Annotated in this window: 19 protein-coding genes; 17 read left to right on the top strand and 2 right to left on the bottom strand. The window is 66.7% G+C overall.

The genetic code is table 11. The features are described from left to right. Window positions 1–17 precede the first annotated feature (17 nt). The 8 genes from VGT77_RS07915 (at window position 18) to VGT77_RS07880 (ending at window position 8,193) form a co-directional block, all read left to right on the top strand. Window positions 18–1,364: a TldD/PmbA family protein gene (locus VGT77_RS07915; RefSeq protein ID WP_327461276.1), complete on the top strand. Its 1,347-nt coding sequence runs from the start codon at window positions 18–20 to the stop codon at window positions 1,362–1,364. After that, a complete protein-coding gene (locus tag VGT77_RS07910; RefSeq protein WP_327461274.1) occupies window positions 1,357–2,136 on the top strand; it encodes a 3'(2'),5'-bisphosphate nucleotidase CysQ in 780 nt (259 codons plus the stop codon). The genes VGT77_RS07915 and VGT77_RS07910 overlap by 8 nt, the downstream gene beginning before the upstream one ends. 172 nt (window positions 2,137–2,308) lie before the next feature. After that, window positions 2,309–3,511 carry a Na+/H+ antiporter NhaA gene (nhaA, locus tag VGT77_RS07905; RefSeq protein WP_327461571.1) on the top strand — a complete coding sequence of 401 codons (1,203 nt, stop codon included), beginning with the start codon at window positions 2,309–2,311 and terminating at the stop codon, window positions 3,509–3,511. After that, complete coding sequence (locus VGT77_RS07900; RefSeq protein WP_327461272.1) at window positions 3,508–4,536, top strand: LLM class flavin-dependent oxidoreductase; 1,029 nt, start codon at window positions 3,508–3,510, stop codon at window positions 4,534–4,536. Before nhaA ends, VGT77_RS07900 begins: the two co-directional genes overlap by 4 nt. A gap of 52 nt (window positions 4,537–4,588) precedes the next feature. After that, the gene (gene recQ / locus VGT77_RS07895; protein WP_327461271.1) at window positions 4,589–6,343 is read left to right on the top strand and encodes a DNA helicase RecQ; all 1,755 of its coding nucleotides are present in this window, start codon (window positions 4,589–4,591) and stop codon (window positions 6,341–6,343) included. Between the two features lie 58 nt (window positions 6,344–6,401). Next, window positions 6,402–6,827, top strand: coding sequence for a TIGR01244 family sulfur transferase (locus VGT77_RS07890; RefSeq protein WP_327461270.1), 426 nt, complete (start codon window positions 6,402–6,404; stop codon window positions 6,825–6,827). Continuing rightward, window positions 6,824–7,117: a hypothetical protein gene (locus tag VGT77_RS07885; protein ID WP_327461269.1), complete on the top strand. Its 294-nt coding sequence runs from the start codon at window positions 6,824–6,826 to the stop codon at window positions 7,115–7,117. The genes VGT77_RS07890 and VGT77_RS07885 overlap by 4 nt, the downstream gene beginning before the upstream one ends. A 104-nt stretch (window positions 7,118–7,221) precedes the next feature. Continuing rightward, window positions 7,222–8,193 carry a sterol desaturase family protein gene (locus VGT77_RS07880; RefSeq protein ID WP_414713373.1) on the top strand — a complete coding sequence of 324 codons (972 nt, stop codon included), beginning with the start codon at window positions 7,222–7,224 and terminating at the stop codon, window positions 8,191–8,193. Here the strand turns inward: VGT77_RS07880 and VGT77_RS07875 are convergent. Then, window positions 8,080–8,739, bottom strand: coding sequence for an MBL fold metallo-hydrolase (locus VGT77_RS07875; RefSeq protein ID WP_327461569.1), 660 nt, complete (start codon window positions 8,737–8,739; stop codon window positions 8,080–8,082). The genes VGT77_RS07880 and VGT77_RS07875 overlap by 114 nt on opposite strands. Window positions 8,740–8,919: 180 nt before the next feature. Here VGT77_RS07875 and pabB point away from each other — a divergent pair, with 180 nt between their 5' ends. The 5 genes from pabB to VGT77_RS07850 all read left to right on the top strand — a co-directional run bounded on the left by pabB (window position 8,920) and on the right by VGT77_RS07850 (window position 16,350). Continuing rightward, window positions 8,920–10,623, top strand: coding sequence for an aminodeoxychorismate synthase component I (gene pabB, locus VGT77_RS07870; RefSeq protein ID WP_327461267.1), 1,704 nt, complete (start codon window positions 8,920–8,922; stop codon window positions 10,621–10,623). A 29-nt stretch (window positions 10,624–10,652) separates the two neighbouring features. Then, window positions 10,653–11,855, top strand: a complete 1,203-nt coding sequence (locus tag VGT77_RS07865) for a pyridoxal phosphate-dependent aminotransferase (RefSeq protein WP_327461266.1) — start codon at window positions 10,653–10,655, stop codon at window positions 11,853–11,855. A 333-nt stretch (window positions 11,856–12,188) separates the two neighbouring features. Continuing rightward, window positions 12,189–12,329: a hypothetical protein gene (locus VGT77_RS07860; RefSeq protein WP_327461265.1), complete on the top strand. Its 141-nt coding sequence runs from the start codon at window positions 12,189–12,191 to the stop codon at window positions 12,327–12,329. 4 nt (window positions 12,330–12,333) lie between these two features. Further along, a complete protein-coding gene (gene msrA, locus VGT77_RS07855; protein WP_414713368.1) occupies window positions 12,334–13,014 on the top strand; it encodes a peptide-methionine (S)-S-oxide reductase MsrA in 681 nt (226 codons plus the stop codon). Between the two features lie 150 nt (window positions 13,015–13,164). Continuing rightward, complete coding sequence (locus VGT77_RS07850) at window positions 13,165–16,350, top strand: bifunctional cytochrome P450/NADPH--P450 reductase (protein WP_327461264.1); 3,186 nt, start codon at window positions 13,165–13,167, stop codon at window positions 16,348–16,350. A 2-nt stretch (window positions 16,351–16,352) separates the two neighbouring features. Here VGT77_RS07850 and VGT77_RS07845 read toward each other — a convergent pair whose 3' ends face one another. Continuing rightward, window positions 16,353–17,528, bottom strand: a complete 1,176-nt coding sequence (locus VGT77_RS07845) for a hypothetical protein (protein ID WP_327461263.1) — start codon at window positions 17,526–17,528, stop codon at window positions 16,353–16,355. Between the two features lie 74 nt (window positions 17,529–17,602). On the opposite strand from VGT77_RS07845, the gene VGT77_RS07840 reads away from it, so the two are divergent. From VGT77_RS07840 to VGT77_RS07825, 4 genes are all read left to right on the top strand, one after another. Beyond that, entirely contained in the window at window positions 17,603–18,547 is a 945-nt protein-coding gene (locus VGT77_RS07840; protein WP_327461261.1) for a LysR substrate-binding domain-containing protein, read from the top strand. Beyond that, window positions 18,510–19,733, top strand: coding sequence for an esterase-like activity of phytase family protein (locus VGT77_RS07835; RefSeq protein WP_327461259.1), 1,224 nt, complete (start codon window positions 18,510–18,512; stop codon window positions 19,731–19,733). The genes VGT77_RS07840 and VGT77_RS07835 overlap by 38 nt, the downstream gene beginning before the upstream one ends. A gap of 70 nt (window positions 19,734–19,803) precedes the next feature. Continuing rightward, entirely contained in the window at window positions 19,804–21,258 is a 1,455-nt protein-coding gene (locus VGT77_RS07830) for a wax ester/triacylglycerol synthase family O-acyltransferase (protein WP_327461257.1), read from the top strand. After that, complete coding sequence (locus VGT77_RS07825; protein WP_327461255.1) at window positions 21,251–21,559, top strand: phasin family protein; 309 nt, start codon at window positions 21,251–21,253, stop codon at window positions 21,557–21,559. The genes VGT77_RS07830 and VGT77_RS07825 overlap by 8 nt, the downstream gene beginning before the upstream one ends. Window positions 21,560–21,588 lie beyond the last annotated feature (29 nt).

Genomic DNA, 21,588 nt, shown 5'->3' with positions numbered 1-21,588 from the left:
CCCTAAGTGCATCGGCGATGCTTTCCCTCGACGATGCGCAATCCCGGCTCCAGGACCTCGTCTCTGCCGCGCGCAAGGCCGGCGCCGACGCCGCCGATGCGCTCTACCATGGCGACCGCTCGACCGATGTGCATGTGCGCCTCGGCGCCCTTGAGAATGTCGATCAGTCGGAAGGCGAGGAGATCGGCCTGCGCGTGTTCGTCGGCAGCCGGTCGGCGAGCGTCTCCGCTTCCGATCTCGCGCCCGACTCGCTCCGCGCGCTCGCCCACCGCGCCGTTGCCATGGCACGGGAAGCGCCGGAGGACCGCTTCGCCGGACTGGCGCCCGAGGACCGCCTTCAGCGCGGCGCCGCGCCCGATCTCGACCTTGATGACGGCCGGGAGCCCGACCCTGCCGCGCTGAAGGAACGAGCGCTCGCAGCCGAGGACGCGGCGCGCTCCATCGCCGGCGTGACCAACAGCGAAGGCGCCAGCGCCTCAACAGGCCGCAGCCAGGTCGCGCTCGCCACCAGCCATGGCTTTGCCGGAGGCTATGCCGCGAGCGCCCATTCGATCGGCGCGTCGATGCTGGCCGAGCGCGACGAGCAGAAGCAGCGCGACGGCGCCTGGCACTGGGTGCGGTTTCTCGATCAGCTCGACAATGCCGAAGCGATCGGCCGGCTCGCGGGCGAGCGCGCGGTCGCCCGGCTGGGCGCGCGCAAGCTGCCCAGCGGCTCCATGCCGATCGTCTTCGATCCGCGCATCGGCGGTTCGCTCATCGGCCATCTGCTCGGCGCCATTTCCGGCCCCTCCATTGCGCGCCGCACGAGCTTCCTGCTCGATCGATTGGGCGAGCGGGTGTTCGATGAGTCGGTCACCATCCTGGACGATCCGCACCGGGTGCGCGGCCTGCGCTCTCGCCCGTTCGACGGCGAAGGCCTGCCGACCGCGCCACGCAAGCTGATCGACGCCGGCCGCCTGACCGGCTGGCTGCTCGACAGCGCCTCTGCCCGCCAACTCGACCTGGAGCCGACCGGCCATGCCGCACGGGGTGTCGGCGGCGCGCCGGGCGTTTCGGCCAGCAATGTCCATGTCGCGCCGGGACGCCAAAGCCGGGATGCGCTGATCGGAGGCATCAAGCGCGGCTTCTACGTCACCGAACTGATCGGCCAAGGCGTGAACGGCGTCACCGGCGATTACAGCCGCGGCGCGGGCGGCTTCCTGATCGAAGATGGCAAGCTCGGCCACCCCGTCGCCGAAGTGACGATCGCGGGGAACCTGAAGGACATGTACGCGCGCATGACGGCGGCGGACGATCTCGAATTCCGCTATGCCGTCAACACCCCGACGCTGCTGGTCGAGGGGATGACCGTCGCCGGTGACTGATCCCCACCTTGCCGCGGTCAGCGCCGCCGCCGCCGAAGCGGGCCGCATGGCGCACGGCCTGTGGCGCGGCGACTTCAAGCGCTGGGAAAAGGCGCCCGGCAATCCGGTCTGCGAAGTCGATCTGGCCGTCGACGACTTGCTCCGCGCCCGCTTGGAAGAGATCGATCCCGAAGCCGGCTGGCTGTCCGAAGAGACCGCCGACAGCGCCGAGCGTCTGCTCCAGTCCAAGGCCTGGGTCGTCGATCCGATCGACGGCACGCGGGATTATATCCGAGGCCGTACCGGTTGGGCGGTTTCGGTCGCGCTGGTCGAAGGCGGCAAGGTGCTTCTTGGCGTGCTCGACGCTCCATCACGCAACCAGCAATGGTGCGCGGAAGCGGGCGGAGGCGCGTGGCTGAATGGCGAACGCCTCCGCGTGACCGACCGGGACGAGCTGCCCGGCGCGCGCGTTCCCGCCGACACGCTTCCCAAGACGGACGCGGACCTGATCGGCGTGCCGCGGCCCAACTCCATCGCACTCCGCATCGCGATGCTTGCGGCCGGTGAGGTCGATCTGGTGGCGACGCTCCGCTGGGGCCGCGAATGGGACATCGCCGCCGCACACCTGATCGCGCAAGAAGCCGGCGCCATCGTCACCGACGCGCTCGGCCGGCCGATCCGTTTCAACTCGACCAGCGCCGAGGCCTTCGGCGTGCTGGCGAGCGTGCCCGGCATCCACCAGGCCGCCGTCCAGCGCCTCTGGTCGCGGGCGATGAAGGCCAGCGCGCGGTAAATTCTCGATCGTCATCCCGAACTCGTTTCGGGATAAGGGCTGAGCAGCGGGAAGTCCGGCGTGCCTTCCCGCACTTGAAGCGACGGCAGTCTTATCCCGAAACAAGTTCGGGATAACGGTCCAAGACCGATTGCCATTGAACCTCTGGGCCGTTCGCGACACAGGACGGCCGATGGTGCGCGCAGGCCCTCGTTCCGCCCTCCGGGACTTTCTCGAGAGCGAAGCTTCCGGCGGGATCGTCCTGATCGCAGCGGCTCTGCTTGCGCTGATCGTCGCCAATCTCCCGGCCACTCACTCCCTTTACGAGCACTTCATCCATGCCGAGACCGGGCCGGTGCTGAGCCCCAAGCTCGGGGTCATGACCGTCCATCTCTGGGTCAATGATGGGCTGATGGCGCTTTTCTTCTTCCTGGTCGGGCTGGAAATCAAGCGCGAGCTACTGGACGGCCAGCTCTCCCGCCCGGCCGACCGCGTGCTGCCGATCGTCGCAGCAGCCGCCGGCATGGCGGTGCCGGCGATCGTCTATCTGGCGATCACCCGATCGGTGGACAATCTCGCCCGTGGCTGGGCCATTCCGGCCGCCACCGACATCGCCTTTGCCATCGGGGTGCTGGCGTTGCTGGGCAAACGCGCGCCCACCTCGCTCAAGCTGTTCCTGACGACCGTCGCCATCGTCGACGATATGGGCGCGGTGGCAATAATCGCCGCAGTCTATACGGAGTCGCTGAACCTGCTGGCGCTTGCCGGAGCGGTGCTGGTGCTCGCCGCTATGTTCGGCATCAACCGCGCCGGGGTCCGGAGCCTTTGGCCCTATTGGCTGGGATTCGGCTTGCTTTGGTATCTCGTGCTGCTGTCAGGCGTGCACGCCACGATCGCGGGCGTGCTGGCCGCCTTCACCATCCCGATTAAGATCACGCCAGCCGCGCCCGATGCCGCCGACTCGCCGCTGCACCGGCTGGAGCATGGGCTGCATCCCTGGGTCGCCTATGGGATCGTGCCGCTGTTCGGCTTCGTGAACGCCGGCGTGACGCTGGGCGGGGCCTCGCTTCTCGATCCGCTGCCGCTCGGCATCACCGCGGGCCTGTTCCTCGGCAAGCAGCTGGGCGTCTTCGGCGCCATCTGGGCGACAGTGAAACTCGGCTTTGCCTGCCGGCCGGCAGGCGCCAGCTGGGCCCAGATTTACGGCGTGTGCCTGCTCTGCGGCATCGGCTTCACGATGAGCCTCTTCATCTCCGGCCTCGCCTTCATCGGCGAGCCGCGCTTCATCGACGAAGCCAAGATCGGCATTTTGGGCGGCTCGCTGCTCTCGGCACTCGCCGGCTGGGCGGTACTGCGCTTTGCCAAGCCGGCGGGCGCACCTATCTCTTCCAAGTGAAGCTCTCCGTCCTCGATCAATCGCCCATTCCCGCTGGCGGCACCGCTGCCGATGCGGTCCGCAACACCATCGATCTCGCGCAGGCCGCCGAGCGGTTCGGCTATCACCGCTACTGGATGGCCGAACACCATGCCTCGCCCGCCTTGGCCGGAGTCGCGCCTGAGGCGCTGATCGGACCGGTCGCGCTGGCGACGAGCCGCATTCGCGTCGGCTCGGGCGGCATCATGCTGCCGCACTTTTCGCCGTTCAAGATCGCGGAGACGTTTCGCCTGCTGGGCGCCATGGGTCCGGGCCGCATCGATCTTGGCGTCGGCCGCGCGCCGGGCAGCGATCAGCGCACCGCCTATGCGCTACAGCGCGACCGGTCGAAGCGCATGCTGGTCAACGACTTCCCCGAGCAGGTGGCAGAACTGCTCGGCTATCTCGAAGGCACGCTGCCAGATGATCATCTCTTCAAGCCGCTGGAAGCGACACTCCCGGCCGGCCATGGGGGGAGCCCCGATTTGTGGATGCTCGGCAGTTCCAGCGACAGTGCGGTGTGGGCCGGGCAGATGGGCCTGCCCTATTGCATCGCCGACTTCATCAACTCGGACGCGCTGCCGCTCGCCGATCTCTATCGCCAGCATTTCACGCCATCAGAGCGCTGCCCGGAGCCTTATGTGATGGTCGCCGTCTGGGCGATCGCCGCGTCGGATCGCGCTGGGGCTGAGCGGATCGCCGGACCGGCCCGGATGATGTTCGCGCATCTCGTCCGGGGCTCGCTGATCCCGGTGCCTACCGTAGAAGAGGCGGAGGCCTGGCTCGCCGCCAACCCGCTGCCGCCCGCTCGCCGCCGCACCTTGCTCGGCACCGGCGCCGAAGTGGCGGAGGAGGTCCAGACCGTCGCGAAGCTTTATGGCGCGCAGGAAATGATGCTGGTCAACATCCTGCCCGAACACGGCCCGCGCGTGCGAAGCTACGAGTTGGTCGCCAAGTGTCTCAATCTCGTGCCGTTCGTTTCGAGCGCAGTCGAGAAACGCGCGTAACGCCCAGCACCGCTTCTCGACTTCGCTCGAAGCGAACGGGTAAGGGGCGCCCGTGTCCCTTTCCGACCTGCTCCATTCCACTTTCGGTTTCAGCGACTTCCGCGGCGTCCAGCGGCAGGTGGTGGACCGCGTCATGGCGGGCGATCGCACGCTTGCCGTCATGCCGACGGGCGCGGGCAAGTCGCTCTGCTACCAGTTGCCCTCGGTCGCGCTCGACGGCACCTGCATCGTCGTCTCGCCGTTGATCGCGCTGATGCACGATCAGCTGCGCGCAGCGACTGCAGTCGGCATCCGTGCGGCCACCCTGACCTCGGCCGACGACAATCGCGCCGAGACGATCGAGCGGTTTAAGGGCGGTGAACTCGACCTGCTCTATGTCGCGCCGGAACGCGCTTCGACCGGGCATTTCCGCGAGCTGATCTCGCGCGCCAAACTGTCGCTTTTCGCGATCGACGAAGCGCATTGCGTCTCGGAATGGGGGCATGATTTCCGCCCCGACTATCGCCTGCTCCGGCCGCTGCTCGACAGCTTCCCGGACGTGCCGCGTCTCGCCCTCACCGCCACGGCCGACGCCCACACCCGCGACGACATTCTCGTCCAGCTCGGCATTCCCGCAGAAGGCCTGATCGTCGCCGGCTTCGACCGGCCGAACATCCGCTACGCGATCACGCCGCGCCAGAATACGAGCCAGCAGATTGCCGACCTGCTCCGCGAGCAGCCCGGCCCCGGCATCGTCTATGTCCAGTCCCGCGCCGGCACGGAAAAGCTGGCCGCGCAGATCGCCGGCACCGGCCGCCCGGTCCGCGCCTATCATGCCGGCATGGAGCCGCCGGTCCGCGCTGCCAACCAGACGGCCTTTGTTGCCTCAGAAGACATGGTGATGGTCGCGACCGTCGCCTTCGGCATGGGCATCGACAAGCCGGACGTGCGCTTCGTCGCCCATGCCGGCCTGCCCAAATCGATCGAGGCCTATTATCAGGAGACCGGCCGCGCCGGTCGCGACGGCGACCCAGCCGTCGCGCACATGTTCTGGGGCGCCGACGATTTCGCCAAGGCGCGCCAGCGTCTGTCGGAGATGGATGCATCGCGTCTCCAGGGCGAGCGCGCGCGGCTCACCGCCCTTGGCGGGCTGGTCGAGACCTCCGGCTGCAGGCGCGCGCTGCTGCTCCGCTATTTCGGCGAGACGCCGCCCGAGGGATGCGGCAATTGCGACAACTGCCTGAACCCGCCGGAGTCGGTCGACGCCACCGAACTCGCCCGCAAATATCTGTCCGCCGTGTTCCGCACCGGGCAGATGTTCGGCACCGGCTATATCGAAAGCGTGCTGACCGGCCAGTCGTCCGAACGCAGCCTGATGAACGGCCACGAAACGCTGTCGGTCTGGGGCATTGTCGACGGAGAGGAAGCCGCGCTGTTGAAGCCCATCGGCCGCGCGCTGCTGCTGAAGGATGCGCTCCGCGCCAATCACCATGGCGGATTGGAGTTCGGCCCAGCCGCGCGCGGGCTGCTGAAGGGCGAGGACAGCCTATCGCTGATCGTCCCGCCAAAGCGCGAGCGCAGGCGCAAGCGAGACGCGGCGCCCAACCCGGTCGGCGATCCGCTGTTCGACGCGCTCCGCGCCTGCCGCAGAGAGTTGGCCGAGGAAGCGGGAATGCCGCCCTATGTGATCTTCCATGACTCGACGCTGCGCGAGATGGCGGCGGTCCGGCCGCAGACGCTGGCCCAGCTCGGCGAGATCACCGGCGTCGGCAAGCGCAAGCTGGAGGCTTATGGCGAGGCGTTCCTGGCGGTGATCCGGCAACGCTAGCTCCGTTCGATTCGAGCCGTATCTCGACTTCGCTCGATACGAACGGGTAAGGGGATGCATGTTCCGCAGACTCGACGAGTATACCTACGTAGCGCCCCAGCTTTCGCCGCAGGACCTGGCCGATGCTGCTGCGCTCGGTGTTACCCATGTGATCAACAATCGCCCCGACGAAGAGGAGGCCGGCCAGCCTTCCGGCGAGATCATCGCTGCGGCGGCGCAGACGTCTGGGCTCACCTACACGGCTATTCCCGTCACCCATGCCGGCTTCAGCCATGCACAGGTGGAGGCGATGTGCGCGGCGCTTGAACAGGCGAACGGACCGGTGCTCGCTTATTGCCGCTCCGGCACCCGCTCCACCTATCTTTGGGCCCTGGCACGCGCGAAAATAGGGGACAGTCCCTATTTATTGGCCGAGAAGGCGGAAGCGGCGGGTTATGATCTCCGCCCGATCCGGCCGATGCTGGACGCGCTCGCGCAGCGATGAACTGGACGCTGCTCGCCGGCTCGCTCGCGGGCGTGCTTGGCCTGGCGCTGATCGCCAAGCTGCTAGGGCTCGGCGGCGGCGAGTTGGCGGATGAGGCCGAGGCGATTCAGATTGCCGAAGCCGAAATACCGGGCTTCGTGGCTGTGTCCGCGGAACTGGCGAAGGACAGGCGCAGCGCCAGGGTCACAGGCGCGGACGGCCGCACGCTGCGGATCCGCCAGCACGGTGCGCAGTTTGTGGCCTCCCCTCTCTCGTCGGGAGAGGGCGACTCGAGCGAGCGAGCGGGGTGAGGGGATCGGAGCTGTCCGGATTGCGCGCGATCCCCTCACCCGGACGCGCGAAAGCGCGTCTCGACCTCTCCCGACGGGAGAGGTAAGTTTTACCCGTGCCCAACCTGCCCGATCCCGTCGATTTCGCCGTGCCCGGCTTCATCGCCCTGGTGCTGGCGGAAATGCTCGTGGCGCGCGCTCGAGACCACCGGCGTTACTGCCCAAAGGACACGCTTACCTCGCTGATGCTCGGCTTCGGCTCCACCATCGCCAGCGCGATCGTCGGCGGCACGGTGTTCGCGCTCGCCAGCTGGACGCATCAGTTCCGCCTGTTCGATATTCCCTATGTCTGGTGGGCCTGGCCGCTCTGCTTCGTGCTCGACGACCTCGCCTATTACGTCTTTCACCGTTCGGCGCATCGGGTACGCTGGTTCTGGGCGAGCCATGTGATCCACCACAGCTCGCAGCATTACAATCTCTCGACCGCGCTCCGGCAGACCTGGACGGGTTTCTTAAGCATCGCCTTCATCTTCCGTCTGCCGCTGTTCCTGATCGGCTTCCCGCCGGCCATGGTGTTCTTCTGCGCCGGCCTGAACCTGATCTACCAGTTCTGGATCCACACCGAAGTGATCGGCCGGATGCCCCGCTGGTTCGAAGCGGTGATGAACACGCCCTCGCACCACCGCGTCCACCACGCGACCAACCCGCGCTATCTCGACACCAATTATGCCGGCGTGTTCATCGTTTGGGACAAGATGTTCGGCAGCTTCACGCCCGAACTGGATGAGGACCGCCCGCGCTACGGGCTGGTCAAGAACCTCGGCACCTTTAACATCTTATGGGCCGCCTTCCATGAATGGGTCGGCATAGCCCGCGACCTGTGGCGAGCGCCTTGGGGCAGCAAGCTCGGCTACGCCTTCGGCCCGCCCGGCTGGAGCCATGACGGCAGCCGCGACACCAGCGAGACGATTCGGGCGAAGTGGCTAGGACGCCAGCACCCGGTCCGCGACGAACGGATTGGTCTTCCGCTCATGCCCGAAGGTGGACATGGGACCGTGCCCCGGCACGAAAGCGGTCTCGTTCCCCATCGGCCATAGGCGCGTGGTGATCGCGTTCAGCAGGTCCGCATGGTTTCCCATCGGGAAGTCGGTCCGGCCGATCGACCCCTGAAACAGCACGTCGCCGACGATCGCCAGCTTCGACGGCGCATGATGAAAGACGACATGGCCCGGCGTGTGGCCCGGGCAGTGGCGCACGTCGAGCGTCAGATTGCCCACCGTCACCTGATCGCCATCGACCAGCCAGCGGTCGCTCTCGAACACCTTGCCGCAAATGCCATAAGTGCGGCCGTCATCCTCCAGCCGGGCGATCCAGAAACGATCCGCCTCGTGCGGGCCTTCAATCGGAACGCCGAGTTCCTCCGCCAGGACCGCCGCCTGACCGCAATGATCGATATGACCGTGGGTGATCAGGATCTTCTCGATCTCGACGCCGGCCTGTTGCGCCGCCGCCTTCAGTCGCGGCAGGTCGCCGCCGGGATCGACGAAGGCGCCCTTGTTGGTCTCGGTGCACCAGAGAAGCGTGCAATTCTGCTGAAGCGGCGTAACCGGCACGATCGCCGCTTTGAGCGGGGGATTAGGCATGAAGGCGATGTGGCGACTTTGCCCCGCCCGGACAACCCACGCCGTCATCCCGAACTTGTTTCGGGATAAGGGTCGTGCCAGGCGTGATCCCGTCCGGTTGGCTGCGAGCTGGGCCTTATCCCGAAACAAGTTCGGGATGACGCTTGTGCGGGTGGTCGGCTTCCGCTCTTACGCCTCTCTGTGCCGCCCTTCATCCTCCTCGACGACGCACGATCCGGCGCACCTGCGCGGCTGTTTCGGAAGCCCCGTCAGATCGTGCGGGCCGACACGCTCAAACAGGTCCGGCCGTCACTGGAGACACTGCGGCGGGCAGGCACCCACGCGGCGGGGTTTATCTCCTACGAAGCAGCATTCGCGCTCGAGCCGAGGCTCGCGACTATGTTCCGGCCTCCAGACACCCCGCTCCTGTGGTTCGGGCTGTTCGACGACGTGGAGGAAGTCGACGCGAAGACTTGGCTTCCGGATGCCGCTGGCGGATCGACCGGCGCTCCGCGGCCGCTGATCGAATGTGCCGACTATCTTCGTCAGGTCGACCGCGTGCAGCAGGCGATCGTCGCCGGCGACATCTACCAGGCCAATCTCACCTTCCGCGCCGAAGTGCCTGTCGCCGGCGATCCGCGCGCCATTTACGCTGGCCTGCGCCAGCGCGCGCGCGCATCCTATGGCGCGCTCATCTGGACGGGCGAGGACTGGCTGCTGTCCCTTTCCCCCGAACTCTTCTTCAACCGACTAGGCGACCGGCTGACGGCCAAGCCGATGAAGGGCACCGCGGCTCCCGATGCCGACCCGGAGCTGCTGCGTGGCGATCCCAAGCAGCGGGCCGAAAATCTGATGATCGTCGACCTGCTCCGCAATGATCTGTCGCGGGTGGCGGCCCCCGGTAGCGTCTCGGTGCCCGAGCTGTTCGCGGTCGAGACCTACCCGACCGTCCAGCAGATGACCTCCACCGTCACCGCGTCGCTGGCGGAGGGCCGCGACACCATCGGCACTCTGGAGGCGCTCTTCCCCTGCGGCTCGATCACCGGCGCCCCCAAGCTCCGGGCGATGGAGATCATCGCCGAGGTCGAGCAGGCGCCTCGCGGCATCTACACCGGCGCCATCGGGCACATTAACCCCGAAGGTGAGGCCGCCTTTAACGTCGCCATTCGCACCCTGCACTTGAAGCCGGGCGCGCGCACGGCCACTCTTGGGCTGGGTTCGGGCATCGTCGCCGACTCCGTGCCCGCGGCCGAGTGGCTGGAATGTCTGGCGAAGGGAGTATTCGTGGAGTCCGACCGTCGTTTCGATCTGATCGAGACCATGGGTTTCGATCCGCACGACGGCCTGACCCGCCTCGACCGCCACATGGCGCGGATGAAGGCGAGCGCCGAGGCATTCGGCTTCACCTTCGACCGCCACGCCGCACGAAACGAGCTGCAGGCGGCGACATTTCGCCTGCGCGAACCATCCCGAATCCGTCTACTCGCTTCGCCGGCTGGCAGCTATGCGATCGAGGTGCGCCGGCTTGAACAGCCGCCGGATACGGTCGAGGTCGCGCTCGCGCCGCTGCCTGTCTCCTCTGATGACTTCCGTCTTCGGCACAAGACGACAGATCGAGGCTTTTACGACCAGGCTCGCCGCGCCGCCGGCTGCTTCGAAGTCGCGTTCACCGACACGGACGGCTTTCTCACCGAAGGCAGCTTCACCAGCATCTTCGTGGAGCGCGACGGCATGTTGCTGACGCCGCCTCTCTCGCGCGGGATGCTGCCGGGCGTGCTCCGCGCCGAGTTGATCGAGACGGGCCGCGCCGTCGAGGCCGACCTCCGTGCCGAGGATTTGTCGGGCGATTTCTTCATGGGCAACTCCGCCCGGGGACTGTTGCGGGCGCGACTGCGTTCGGTATAGCCGCCCCCGTCCGATTGGGGGAACCGACCATGCCTCGCCTGTCAGCCGCGCTCGACCGCATCCACCCGTCGCAGACGCTGGCGATGACCGCCCGCGTCGCCGAGCTGAAGCGGCAGGGGGTGGACGTCATCGGGCTTTCGGCCGGGGAGCCCGACTTCGACACGCCCGACTTCGTCAAGGAAGCGGCGATCGACGCGATCCGGGCAGGCAAAACCAAATATACCAATGTCGACGGCACGCCTGAGCTGAAGGAGGCGATCGCGCGCAAGTTCAAGCGCGAGAACGGCCTCGACTATGCGCCCAATGAGATCATCGCCGGCGTTGGCGGCAAGCACGTCATCTTCAACGCGCTCGTCGCGACCTGCGAAGCCGGCGACGAGGTCATCATCCCCGCGCCCTATTGGGTCAGCTATCCCGACATGGTCGCCTATTCGGGCGCCACGCCGGTGATCATCGAAGGCGGCGCGGACCAGGGCTACAAGATTACGCCTGAACAGCTCGTTGGGGCGATCACGCCGCGGACCCGCTGGGTGATCCTCAACTCGCCGTCCAACCCATCGGGTGCCGCCTATTCGGCCGAGGAGCTGAAGGGCTTGGGCGAAGTGCTCCGCAGGCACGAGCATGTGATGCTGCTCAGCGACGACATGTATGAGCACATCTTCTATGCCGACTTCCCCTTCACCACCATGGCGCAGCTTTGCCCGGACCTGAAGGACCGGATCCTGACCGAGAATGGCTGTTCCAAGGCCTATGCGATGACCGGCTGGCGGATCGGCTATGCGGGTGGCCCTGCCTGGCTGATCAAGGCGATGGCCAAGCTCCAGTCCCAGTCCACGTCCAATCCCTGCTCCATCGCCCAGGCCGCCGCTGCCGCCGCGTTGGACGGTCCGCAGGATTTCCTCGCCGAACGCCAGACCGCCTTCCGCAAGCGCCGCGACTTGGTCGTCGACATGCTGAACCAAGCGCCGGGCCTGCACTGCCCGACGCCGGAAGGCGCTTTCTATGTCTATCCGGATGCGAGCGGCTGCATCGGCAAGACCACGCCCGACGGCAAGCGGATCGGCTGCGACGACGACCTGATCGGCTATTTCCTCGACCATGCTCGCGTCGCGGCGGTGTGCGGCACGGCATTCGGCCTCTCCCCCGCCTTTCGAGTCAGCTATGCGACTTCGGAAGAGGTGTTGCGGGAAGCCTGCACCCGAATTCAGGAGGCGTGCGCGGCGCTGAAGTAAGCTCCCCGGCACGGGGAGGGGGACCGCGACGCGAAGCGGCGTGGTGGATGGGGCCCACCATGCTGCAGTTCGGGCGGCGGGCCCCCTCCACCATGCTGCGCATGGTCCCCCTCCCCGCACCGGGGAGGATTTATCGAAACACAGCGTTTCAAATTCCGCACCTGTAACGACCTCATCCCGTCCCTACATGTTCATCGTCCAATCAGCCGGATTGATCGTCTGAACCTCGCCTTGTGATGCTGTTCACAGCAGGGGCAGCATCCATCTGGCAAACGACTCCGTAAATGGAGCGAAGGGTCATCAAGACCCGAGCAGAGCAAGGGAAAGAAAGTCATGCGTGCGCTGTTTCGGTCCGATCTGTTTCGCAGCCTGAGCGGAGGCTTTGTGATGGGCCTGGCGGCTCTGGTGGCGATGACGCCGGCCGAGGGCACCGACACGCTCAAGTCCAAGATCGAGTCGATCTACAAGGCCTGACGCGATGCGCGCGCGGGCCTCGTTCGGCATCATCGCGGGTCTGAGCCTGGCGGCCTGGGCCGTCGGCGGCGCGTCGATCGCCGAGAGCGCGCGCGCCGTTGCCGTGCCTGCTCCGAAGATGGACGCCGCCCGCGCCACCGGGCTGCAGACGGCCGTCCTCGCCGGGGGTTGCTTCTGGGGCGTCGAGGCGGTGTTCGAGCATGTGAAGGGCGTGAAGAGCGTCACCTCGGGCTATGCCGGCGGCGACCAGAAAACGGCGAACTATGATGCGGTCTCGACCGAGAAGACCCGCCATGCCGAAGCGGTCCGCATCCTCTACGATCCGCGCCAGATCAGTTACGGCACGTTGCTCCGCGTTTATTTCGCCGTCGCGCATGATCCGACGCAACTCAATCGCCAGGGTCCCGATATCGGCCCCAGTTACCGGTCGGCGATCTTCCCGATCGGTGCTGAGCAGGAACGGGTGGCCCGCGCCTACCTGGCCCAACTCGCCGCAGCCCGCGCCTATCCGCGGCCGATCGTGACCAGGATCGAACGGGGCCCCTTCTTTCCGGCGGAAGCCTATCACCAGAACTTCGCCCGCCGGAACCCGAACCACGGCTATATCCGCGCGCACGACGCGCCCAAGCTGGTCGCGCTGAAGGCGGCGTTCCCGAACCTGTGGCAGGACGGCTGGAGCGGCTAAATCTCGTCATCCCGAACTTGTTTCGGGATAAGGTCTCCGCCACTCCGAGTACCAGGGTGCCCCCCAGACATCCCGCTGCTCTAACCTTATCCTGAAACAAGTTCGGGATGACGCCTTGAGCGGTCGGCTGCCTTCCGCCAAGCTGCGGCCATGGCGAGCACAGCACCAGCGAGCATTCCCTCCCCTCCCGGCCTGCCGATCGTCGGCCATCTCCACCAAATCGCCAAATCAGGGCTGGTGGGCCACCTGCTCGAGGTCAGCCGGGACATGCCGGAAGGCATCTTCAAGCTGAAATTCGGCAGCCGCGTCGGCCTGTTCGTCACTTCGGCCGATCTGGTCGCCGAGCTGTGCGACGAGACGCGCTTTCGCAAGATGCCCGGGCCGGGGCTGCGTGTCGTGCGCCGCTTTGCGGGCGACGGGCTGTTCACCGCGTTCAGCGAAGAGCCGAATTGGGGCAAGGCGCATCGCATCCTGCTGCCCGCCTTCAGCCAGCGCGCGATGAAGGGCTATTACGACCTGATCCTGGAAGTGTGCGACCAGCTGATCACCAAATGGTCGAAGCTCGAAGGGCAGGACATCCTCGTCGCCGACGACATGACGCGGCTGACCCTCGACTCGATCGCGATCGCCGGCTTCGGCCACCGCTTCAACAGCTTCGAGAAGGATCAGCTCGACAGCTTCCTCGAAGCGCTCGCCCGGGCCCTCGGCGAGTCCCTGAACACGATCACCCGCCTGCCGATCCAGAACCGGCTGGCGAAAAAAGCAAAGCGTCAGTTCGACGCCGACATCACCGAGATGAACGCGCTGGTCGACGGCATCATCGCCGAACGGCGCAAGCATCCGATCGAGTCGAACGATCTCCTCAACCTGATGATCAACGCGGTCGATCCGGAGACTGGCGAGCGCCTGGATGATCTCAACATCCGCTACCAGGTGCTGACCTTCCTGATCGCCGGCCACGAGACCACGTCCGGCCTGCTCGCCTTCACCTTCGCCCTGCTGCTCCGCCACCCGCACGTGCTGGCCCAGGCCTATGCCGAGGTCGACCGTGTGCTGCCGGGCGACACCAGGCCCGAATTCCATCACCTCGCCCGGCTCGAGGTGATCGAGCGGATCATCAAGGAGTCGCAGCGGCTCTGGCCGACCGCGCCCGCCTTCAGCCTCGCACCGTTTGAGGATCAGGTGATCGGCGGCAAGTGGCTGATGCGCAAGGATCGGCCGGTCAATGTCTTCTCGCCCGGCCTTCACCGCGACCCGAAGGTCTGGGCCAACCCCGACGAGTTCGACATCGACCGCTGGCTGCCCGAGGCCGAGCGCGCCCGGCACCCGCATGCGTACAAGCCGTTCGGCAACGGCGCCCGCGCCTGCATCGGACGGCAGTTCGCGCTCGTCGAAGCGAAGCTCGCCATCGCCATGATCCTGCAGCGCTTCGCGATCAGCGACCCGCACGGCTATCGCCTGACCATCAAGGAGACGCTGTCGATCAAGCCCGACGAGTTCCACATGCGCGTCCGCAGCCGCAGCTCGCATGAGCGGCTGTCGGTCGCCGGTGTCGCCGAGACGAAGGCGGAAAAGGAGATGGCGTCCGTCAGCGGCGGCGGCCAGCGCCTCGCCGTTCTCTACGGCACCAGCCTGGGCACGGCGCGCGACGTGGCGGAGGAAATCGCCGAGCGCGCCTCGCTGGACGGGTTCGACACCGTCGTCCGCGCGATGGACGAAAGCTTCGCGCGCGGGCTGGAGGCGGAGGACCGAGTGCTGGTTGTCGTTACGGCAACCTATAACGGCCGCGCGCCGGACAGCGCCGTCAATGTCGAGAAAGCGATCGAGGCCGGCTTCTTCGACGCGAAGCACTGGCCCGAGGCGCGCTTCGCCGTGCTCGGCCTCGGCAACTCGCAATGGCCCAATTTCCAGGCTTTTCCCCGCCGCGTGGACGAGGTGCTGGAAAAGACGGGCGCCCGCCGTCTCGTCCCACGTGCCGAAGCCGACGCGGACGGCGATTTCGATGGCGCCATCGCGACCTTCCTGCGCGACCTCTGGAAGGCGCTTGGCGGCGAGGCCGAGCCAAGCCAGGCGCAGCCGACCCTATCGCTGCGCATCGTCGAAGCCGGCGCGATCCGCGCCCAGGCCCTGCCCGAACACGCGACGCGTCTGACGATCGTCGAGAACCGTGAACTAATCCGCCCGGCCGATGGCCTGTGGGATTACGCGCTGGAGTCGCCGCGCGACTCCACGCGCTTTATTCGCCTGAAGCTGCCAGAAGGAGCCAGCTATCGGACCGGCGATCACATCGCCGTCTACGCCCGCAACCGGCCCGCTTTGGTCGAACGGGCGCTCACCCGCCTGGGGCTCTCTGGCGAAACTCAGGTCGAAGTCGGCGGTCAGGGCAGCCGTTTCCGCCACTTGCCGCTTGGCCAGACCGTCTCCGTTCGCCAGCTCCTGACGGATTTCGTCGAACTGCAGGAGCCGGCGCCGCGCCGCGCGCTGGACCTGATCGCCCGCCACACGCGCTGCCCCAACAGCCGGACGCAGCTGACCGAAATGGAAGGTAAGTGGGACGATTATGCCGCCCGCCGCATGACGGTGCTGGACCTACTCGACCTCGTGCCCGCCGCCGAGCTGCCCCTGGACGGGCTGGTTGAACTTTCGCCCGCCATCGCCCCTCGCTTCTACTCGATCGCGTCCAGCCCGCTGGTCACGCCCGACCATGTCGACCTGATCGTCGGCACCACCCGCGCGCCCGCCTGGTCCGGCCTCGGCGAGCATCAGGGCTTCGCCTCCTCCTATATGCGCGACGTAAAGCCGGGCGACGAGGTGTTCGGTTATGTCCGCTCGCCGAACCCGCCCTTCGCGCCCCCAGCCGATCCGAGCCTGCCGATGATCCTGATCGGGCCGGGGACCGGCTTCGCTCCGTTACGCGGCTTCCTGCAGGAGCGCGCCGCCCAGAAGGCCGCGGGCGGCCGCACCGGTGAAATCCTGCTCTTCTTTGGCTGCCGCCATCCGGACCATGACTGGCTCTGCCGCGAAGAGGTGGAAGGTTGGGCCGCGGACGGTCTCGTCCAGCCTTTCCTGGCATACTCGACGGTTAAGGATCACCCCTGGCGCTATGTCCAGGACGCGCTGCTCGCTGAGCAGGAGCGCGTCTGGTCGGGGCTGCGGGCTGGTGCCCAAGTGTTCGTCTGCGGCGACGGTCGCTACATGGCGCCCGCGGTGCGCGACACGCTGATCGCGATCCACGGCACCATGTCAGGCACGGATCACGAATACAGCTCCACCTGGCTGGAAGAGCTGATGGAACAGGGCCGTTACCACCAGGACGTGTTCGGCTTCGGAAAGTAACCCTAGAGCCTGACCCGGACGAGCGCGGGCAGAGTCTTGTCCTGCTCGTCCCGTGTCCGCGTGAAGACGAACGCCTCCTTGCCGACGACGGCCACTGTTGCCGAGTTGCGGAGCGCCCCGTCGGCGAGCAGCACCCCCACCCGCGCCCGCCGCGCCGCCGCGTCGGGGCGGATGCGAAGCAGGCGGGCGGGGACGGTCTGGTTCTGCACGCCGATGAGGGCACCCTCGTGCCACACCATGCCGTCCAGGGCGGCGAAGCTGCTCGTCTCCGGCTCCAGTTGCCAGCTTTCGCTGGTGGTGAGGTCATGCACCACGATGCCGTTTGCATCGGCGACGAAGAGGCGGCCGGCGGGGTCGGCGGCGATTCCGTTCGGCAGAAAGATGGGCAAGGTAAGCCTGACCGGCGCCAGCCGATCATTCTCCAGGCGAAAGACCAGGCTGTTGTTGCTGTCGGTGACGGCGAAGCCGTCGCCGGGGAGAATGGCGATGTCGTTGCACAAGGCGCCCGTAGCAGGGAGCGGATAGGTCGCAAGCACCGCGCCGTCGGACAGGCGATGCCGCGCGACCTGCGCCGTCTTCACCTTCTCGTTGCTGACGCACACCAGAAAGCTGCCGGTGGCGGGATCGGGACGGATGCCGAGCACGCCTTCGGCCCATCCCGCGAGCAGCCGCTGACCGCGCCCGTCGCGATCGAGACTATAGACGCCGCCCTTGCCGCCGAGCAGGAAGGACTTGCTCGCGGGCGACCAGGCAATCGCTTCTCCGCGTAGCTCGTCAGCGAGCGGAATGGAGCCCAGCCTCGACCGAATATCGCCCCCGTTGTTGGCCAGCAGCGTCGCCTCCACTTGGCGAAACTCCGGATCGTCAGCCCAGGCCGCGAAGGCCAATTCCTCGGACAGCTTGTAGCCGAAACCCTGCCGCGCCAGCGTCCGTAGTTCGGCAAGCGCCGCATCGCGCTGCCCGTTCAGCGCATGGGCTCTGGCCAGGCGGAAGCGAATGGTGGCGTTGCCGGGAAGCAGCGCATGCACCTCCCGCACATGGCCGAGATAGGCTGGGTAGTCCTTACGGTCCTGCGCTGCCCGCGACTCGCGATTGTGCAGCTGGAAGCGCTCATAGGCCGTAAGCTCCGCTCCGGCGCCAAGCAGCAGGAGAAAGGAAAGCGTGAAAATGCCTGTCATGGCGGCAGGCTATCCTGCGCACCGAGCGCGGAAAATTTGAAACTTCGCGCCGCTGAATGCAGAAAAACTGAAAGATGAACCCGAGCTTCCAACCGAGCCTGAAGGCGCTCCGCAGCTTCGAGGCGGCCGCGCGCCTGGAGAGCCTCACTTTGGCAGCGCGCGAGCTGAACGTCAGCGTCTCGGCCGTCGCGTTTCAGGTCCGTCAGGTGGAAGCGGGCCTCGGCCAGAAGCTGCTGACGCGGAACGGCCGCGCGCTTGCCGCCACGGAGACGGGCAAGTCCTTGGCACGCGAACTCCAGGCGGCATTCGCGCGAATCGACGCGTCTCTGGCGAGCTTTCTGTCGAACGCGTCGCAGACGGTGACGGTCACCATGCTCCCGAACTTCGCCGCGCTGTGGCTGCTGCCCCGCCTGGCCGGCTTTCGCGCGCTGCACCCGGAGATCGACGTGCAGATCCTCACCACCGAGCGGCTGGTGAAGCTCGACGCGGAGCGCGTCGATTGCGCGATCCGGTGCGGACCAGGACATTGGCAGGGTCTCCGCGCGGAGCTGCTCTTCTCCCAGCAACTTGCGCCCGTCTGCCGGCCCGACCATCCGTCGACCGGGAGGCCGCTAGGAGAGCTCGCCCCCGAAAGCATGATCGTGAACAGCCGCCAGCCGCCGGAGTGGAGCATCTGGTCCAAGGCCACTGGCAGCAAAGTGCCCGATCTACGGCGGAGCCAGTCGCTCGACGGGCGTGAGCTGGTCGCGGAGGCGGTGTTTGCCGGCCTGGGCGTCGGCCTGATGGACGTGTCGATCTTCGCCAGCCAAATCCGCAACGGCCGTCTGCACCAGCTCGGCCCCGCAATCCCAACCGGCTGGAGCCATTACTTCGTCACGCCCGAGCAAGCCTCCGGCTCTCTGGCCCGGCAAGCCTTTCGAGACTGGCTGATGGCCGAGGCGCACGATGCAGTCGGCGAGCCGATTGGTGCGTTCGAGGAAGATGAACGCGATCGGGATCACGCCACTCCTCTACTCTGACCAGGAACTGACCAGGCTGAAACTGCCCGGTGGTGACATGCGCGTGCTGCGCGGGATCGGCTCGGGGCTCAGCAAGAGTCCGGACGGGCGGATCTGGGCGATAGGCGACCGGGGACCCAATCTGAAGGTGAAGCTAGCGATCGAACGCTATGGCCTGAGGCATTTGGCGGACAAGAGCTTCCCCTCGGGCGCGAAGCTGATGCCGTGCGTCGCTATCGGCCCCGCAATATCGGAACTCGACGTCCGAGCTGACCGGGTCGAGATCGCCCGGACCATCGAACTGCGGGACTGCAACGGGCGTCCGCTGTCCGGCCTGCCGGCACCCGGGAGCGACCATTGCTCGACCGAGCCGGCGATCGACTTGGACGGCGAACGTCTCTCGCCCAGCCCGTCGGGCGCGGACACCGAGGGCATTGTTTCGCTTGCCGATGGCAGCTTCTGGGTCGGTGACGAATATGGCCCATCTCTGCTCCGGATCGGCGCAAATGGCGAAGTCGTGGTGCGCTGGGTGCCGTCCGGCAGCGAAGCGGCTTTCGCAGGAGCGCCCTACCCTGTCGTGGGCGCGCTGCCGTCGATCGCGGCCAAGCGGCAGATCAACCGCGGCTTCGAGGCACTCGGCATATCGCCCGACCAGCGCCTTCTCTACCTCGCCTTCCAGAGCCCGCTCGCGCATCCGGACGAAGCAGCGCACGAACAGGGCCGCTGGGTGCGGGTGTGGAAGCTGGATAAGGCGACCGGCGATCTGCTGGCCCAGTTCGCCTACCCGCTCGACGATCCCGCGACCTTCCGGCGCGACCGCGAGGCCGGCGCAATTGACTGGGCGGACCTGAAGGTCAGCGAGCTGACCGTCATCGGCGAGGACCACCTGCTGTTCCTCGAACGCGGCTCGCATACGACGAAGTTCTACGAGGTCAGGCTGACCGACTCGTGCCGCCTGCCCGCAGAGCATGCGGAACGTTCGACACTGCCGAGCCTGGAGCAACTCAGCCGGCACGGATCGGGAGTGCCGCTGCTGTCGAAACAGCTCATCTTTTCGACGGACGATCACCCGGAGATCGGACCCGATCTGGAGGGGATGGTGCTGCTCGCCCCCGACAGCCTGCTCCTCGTGAACGACAATGATTTCGGTGTGGAGGGGGTGGAGACCCGCTTCTGGCGCGTCGATCTGGACCAGCCCCTCGGTTGATCCGGCCGCGGCGCGGATTGCGGATGCGCAGCCTTTCGGGCAGCCTGTTACAAAAGAGGGGAGAGAGAAGATGCAGCAGCTGAGCGGCCAGGATGCGAGCTTCGTCTATCTGGAGACGCCGCACACGCCGATGCATATCGGCTCGGTCGGCATCTACGATCCCTCGACGGCGCCCGGCGGCTTTGTCCGCTTCAAGGATATCTTGGAGTTTATCGGTTCGCGGCTTGGCGGGGCGCGATCCTTCCGCCAGCGGCTGGTGCGGCTGCCTTTCGATCTCGACCACCCTTACTGGATCGAGGATCCGGACTTCGACCTCGAATATCATGTCCGCCACATCGCCCTGCCCAAGCCGGGTGACTGGCGGCAGCTTTGCATCCAGGTAGCGCGGCTCCATTCGCGACCGCTCGACCTGTCCAAGCCGCTCTGGGAGTTCATCATCGTCGAGGGCCTCGACAATATCGAGGGCCTCCCGCCAGGCTGCTTCGCCTTGGTCGCCAAGGTCCACCATGCCGCGATCGATGGCATGTCTGGGGTCGAGATGTCGGCCGCCATCCACGATCTCTCGCCCGACAAGCCGAACCGCATCGCCAACGACGATTGGAAGCCTGACGATCTGCCCGGCGTCTCCGACCTGCTGATCAAAAGCTATTTCAACTCGCTGCGCAAACCCTTGCAGTTCGCCGAAACCATAGCGCGCGGCGTGCCCGGCCTAGCGCGCCTCGGACAGAGCGTATCCAAGGGCGACGTGTCGATCGCCAATCAGCGGCCCGCGCCACGCACGCCGCTGAACGGCAAGGTGGGTTCGCACCGGGTGTTCGACGCGGCGCCGTTTCCGCTGGCCGACATCCGCACGATCAAGGACGCGGTGCCCGGCGCGACGGTCAACGACGTCATCCTCACGATCGTCGGCGGCGGGCTGCGGCGCTATCTGCTAAACCGCGGCGCCTTGCCGGCCGAAAGCATGACCGCCATGGCGCCGATCTCCGTCCGCGCCGAGGGCGAAAAGGCGGCGCTGGGCAACCTCGTTTCGGCGATGGTGGTCGGTCTCGGCACCCATATCGCCGATCCGATGGAGCGGCTGCGCCATGTCCATGCCGAAGCAGTCAACTCCAAGGCGCTGACCAACGCGGTGGGCGCACGGACGTTGACCGATTACAGTCAGTTCATGCCGGCCGGCCTGTCCGGCGTGGCGGCCCGGCTCTACACCCGCCTCGGCGCTGCCAATGCCCACGCGCCGGTGTTCAACACGGTCGTCACGAACGTGCCTGGCAGCCGCGTGCCGCTTTACTTCGCCGGCGCGAAGATGGTCTCCATGTACGGGCTCGGGCCGATCTTCGACTCGATGGGCCTGATCAACACCATCTATTCCTATGTCGACACCATCGCGATCAGCTTCACCGCCGATCGCGACGCCATGCCCGATCCGTCCGTCTATGCCGATGGGCTGCGGCAGAGCTTTGAGGAGCTCAAGGCCGCTGCTATTCCGTCCGCCACCAAGCCCAAAGGAGCAAAGCAACATGCTTGAACCGGACAAGATGAAGGCCGCCGGCGACGCGGTTCGCGAAGGCGCCACCAAAGCCGCCGAGAACAGCGCGGCGCTCAGCATGAAGGTCATCGACCATGCCGAGGAGAATTCGCGGCAGGCCTTCGCCGCGCTCCGCGCCGCTGCCAAGGCTGGCGGCGTTACCGAGCTGATGCAGGTCCAGTCCGAATATGTGCGCGAACAGGGCACGCGCAGCATGGCCCAGGTGCGCGAGATCGGCGAGATGATCGCGGCGTTCGGCCGCCAGGCGATGTCGGGCCTTTCAGGCAAGAAGGACGGTTAACCGGGCTTTGACTGCTTGACTCGGGCGGG

The sequence above is a fragment of the Sphingomonas sp. genome (assembly GCF_035944535.1).
Classification (GTDB): Bacteria; Pseudomonadota; Alphaproteobacteria; order Sphingomonadales; family Sphingomonadaceae; genus Sphingomonas_B.
The sequence above is the reverse complement of the archived record's forward strand: the minus strand, read 5'-3'. Positions and strand labels throughout refer to the sequence as shown.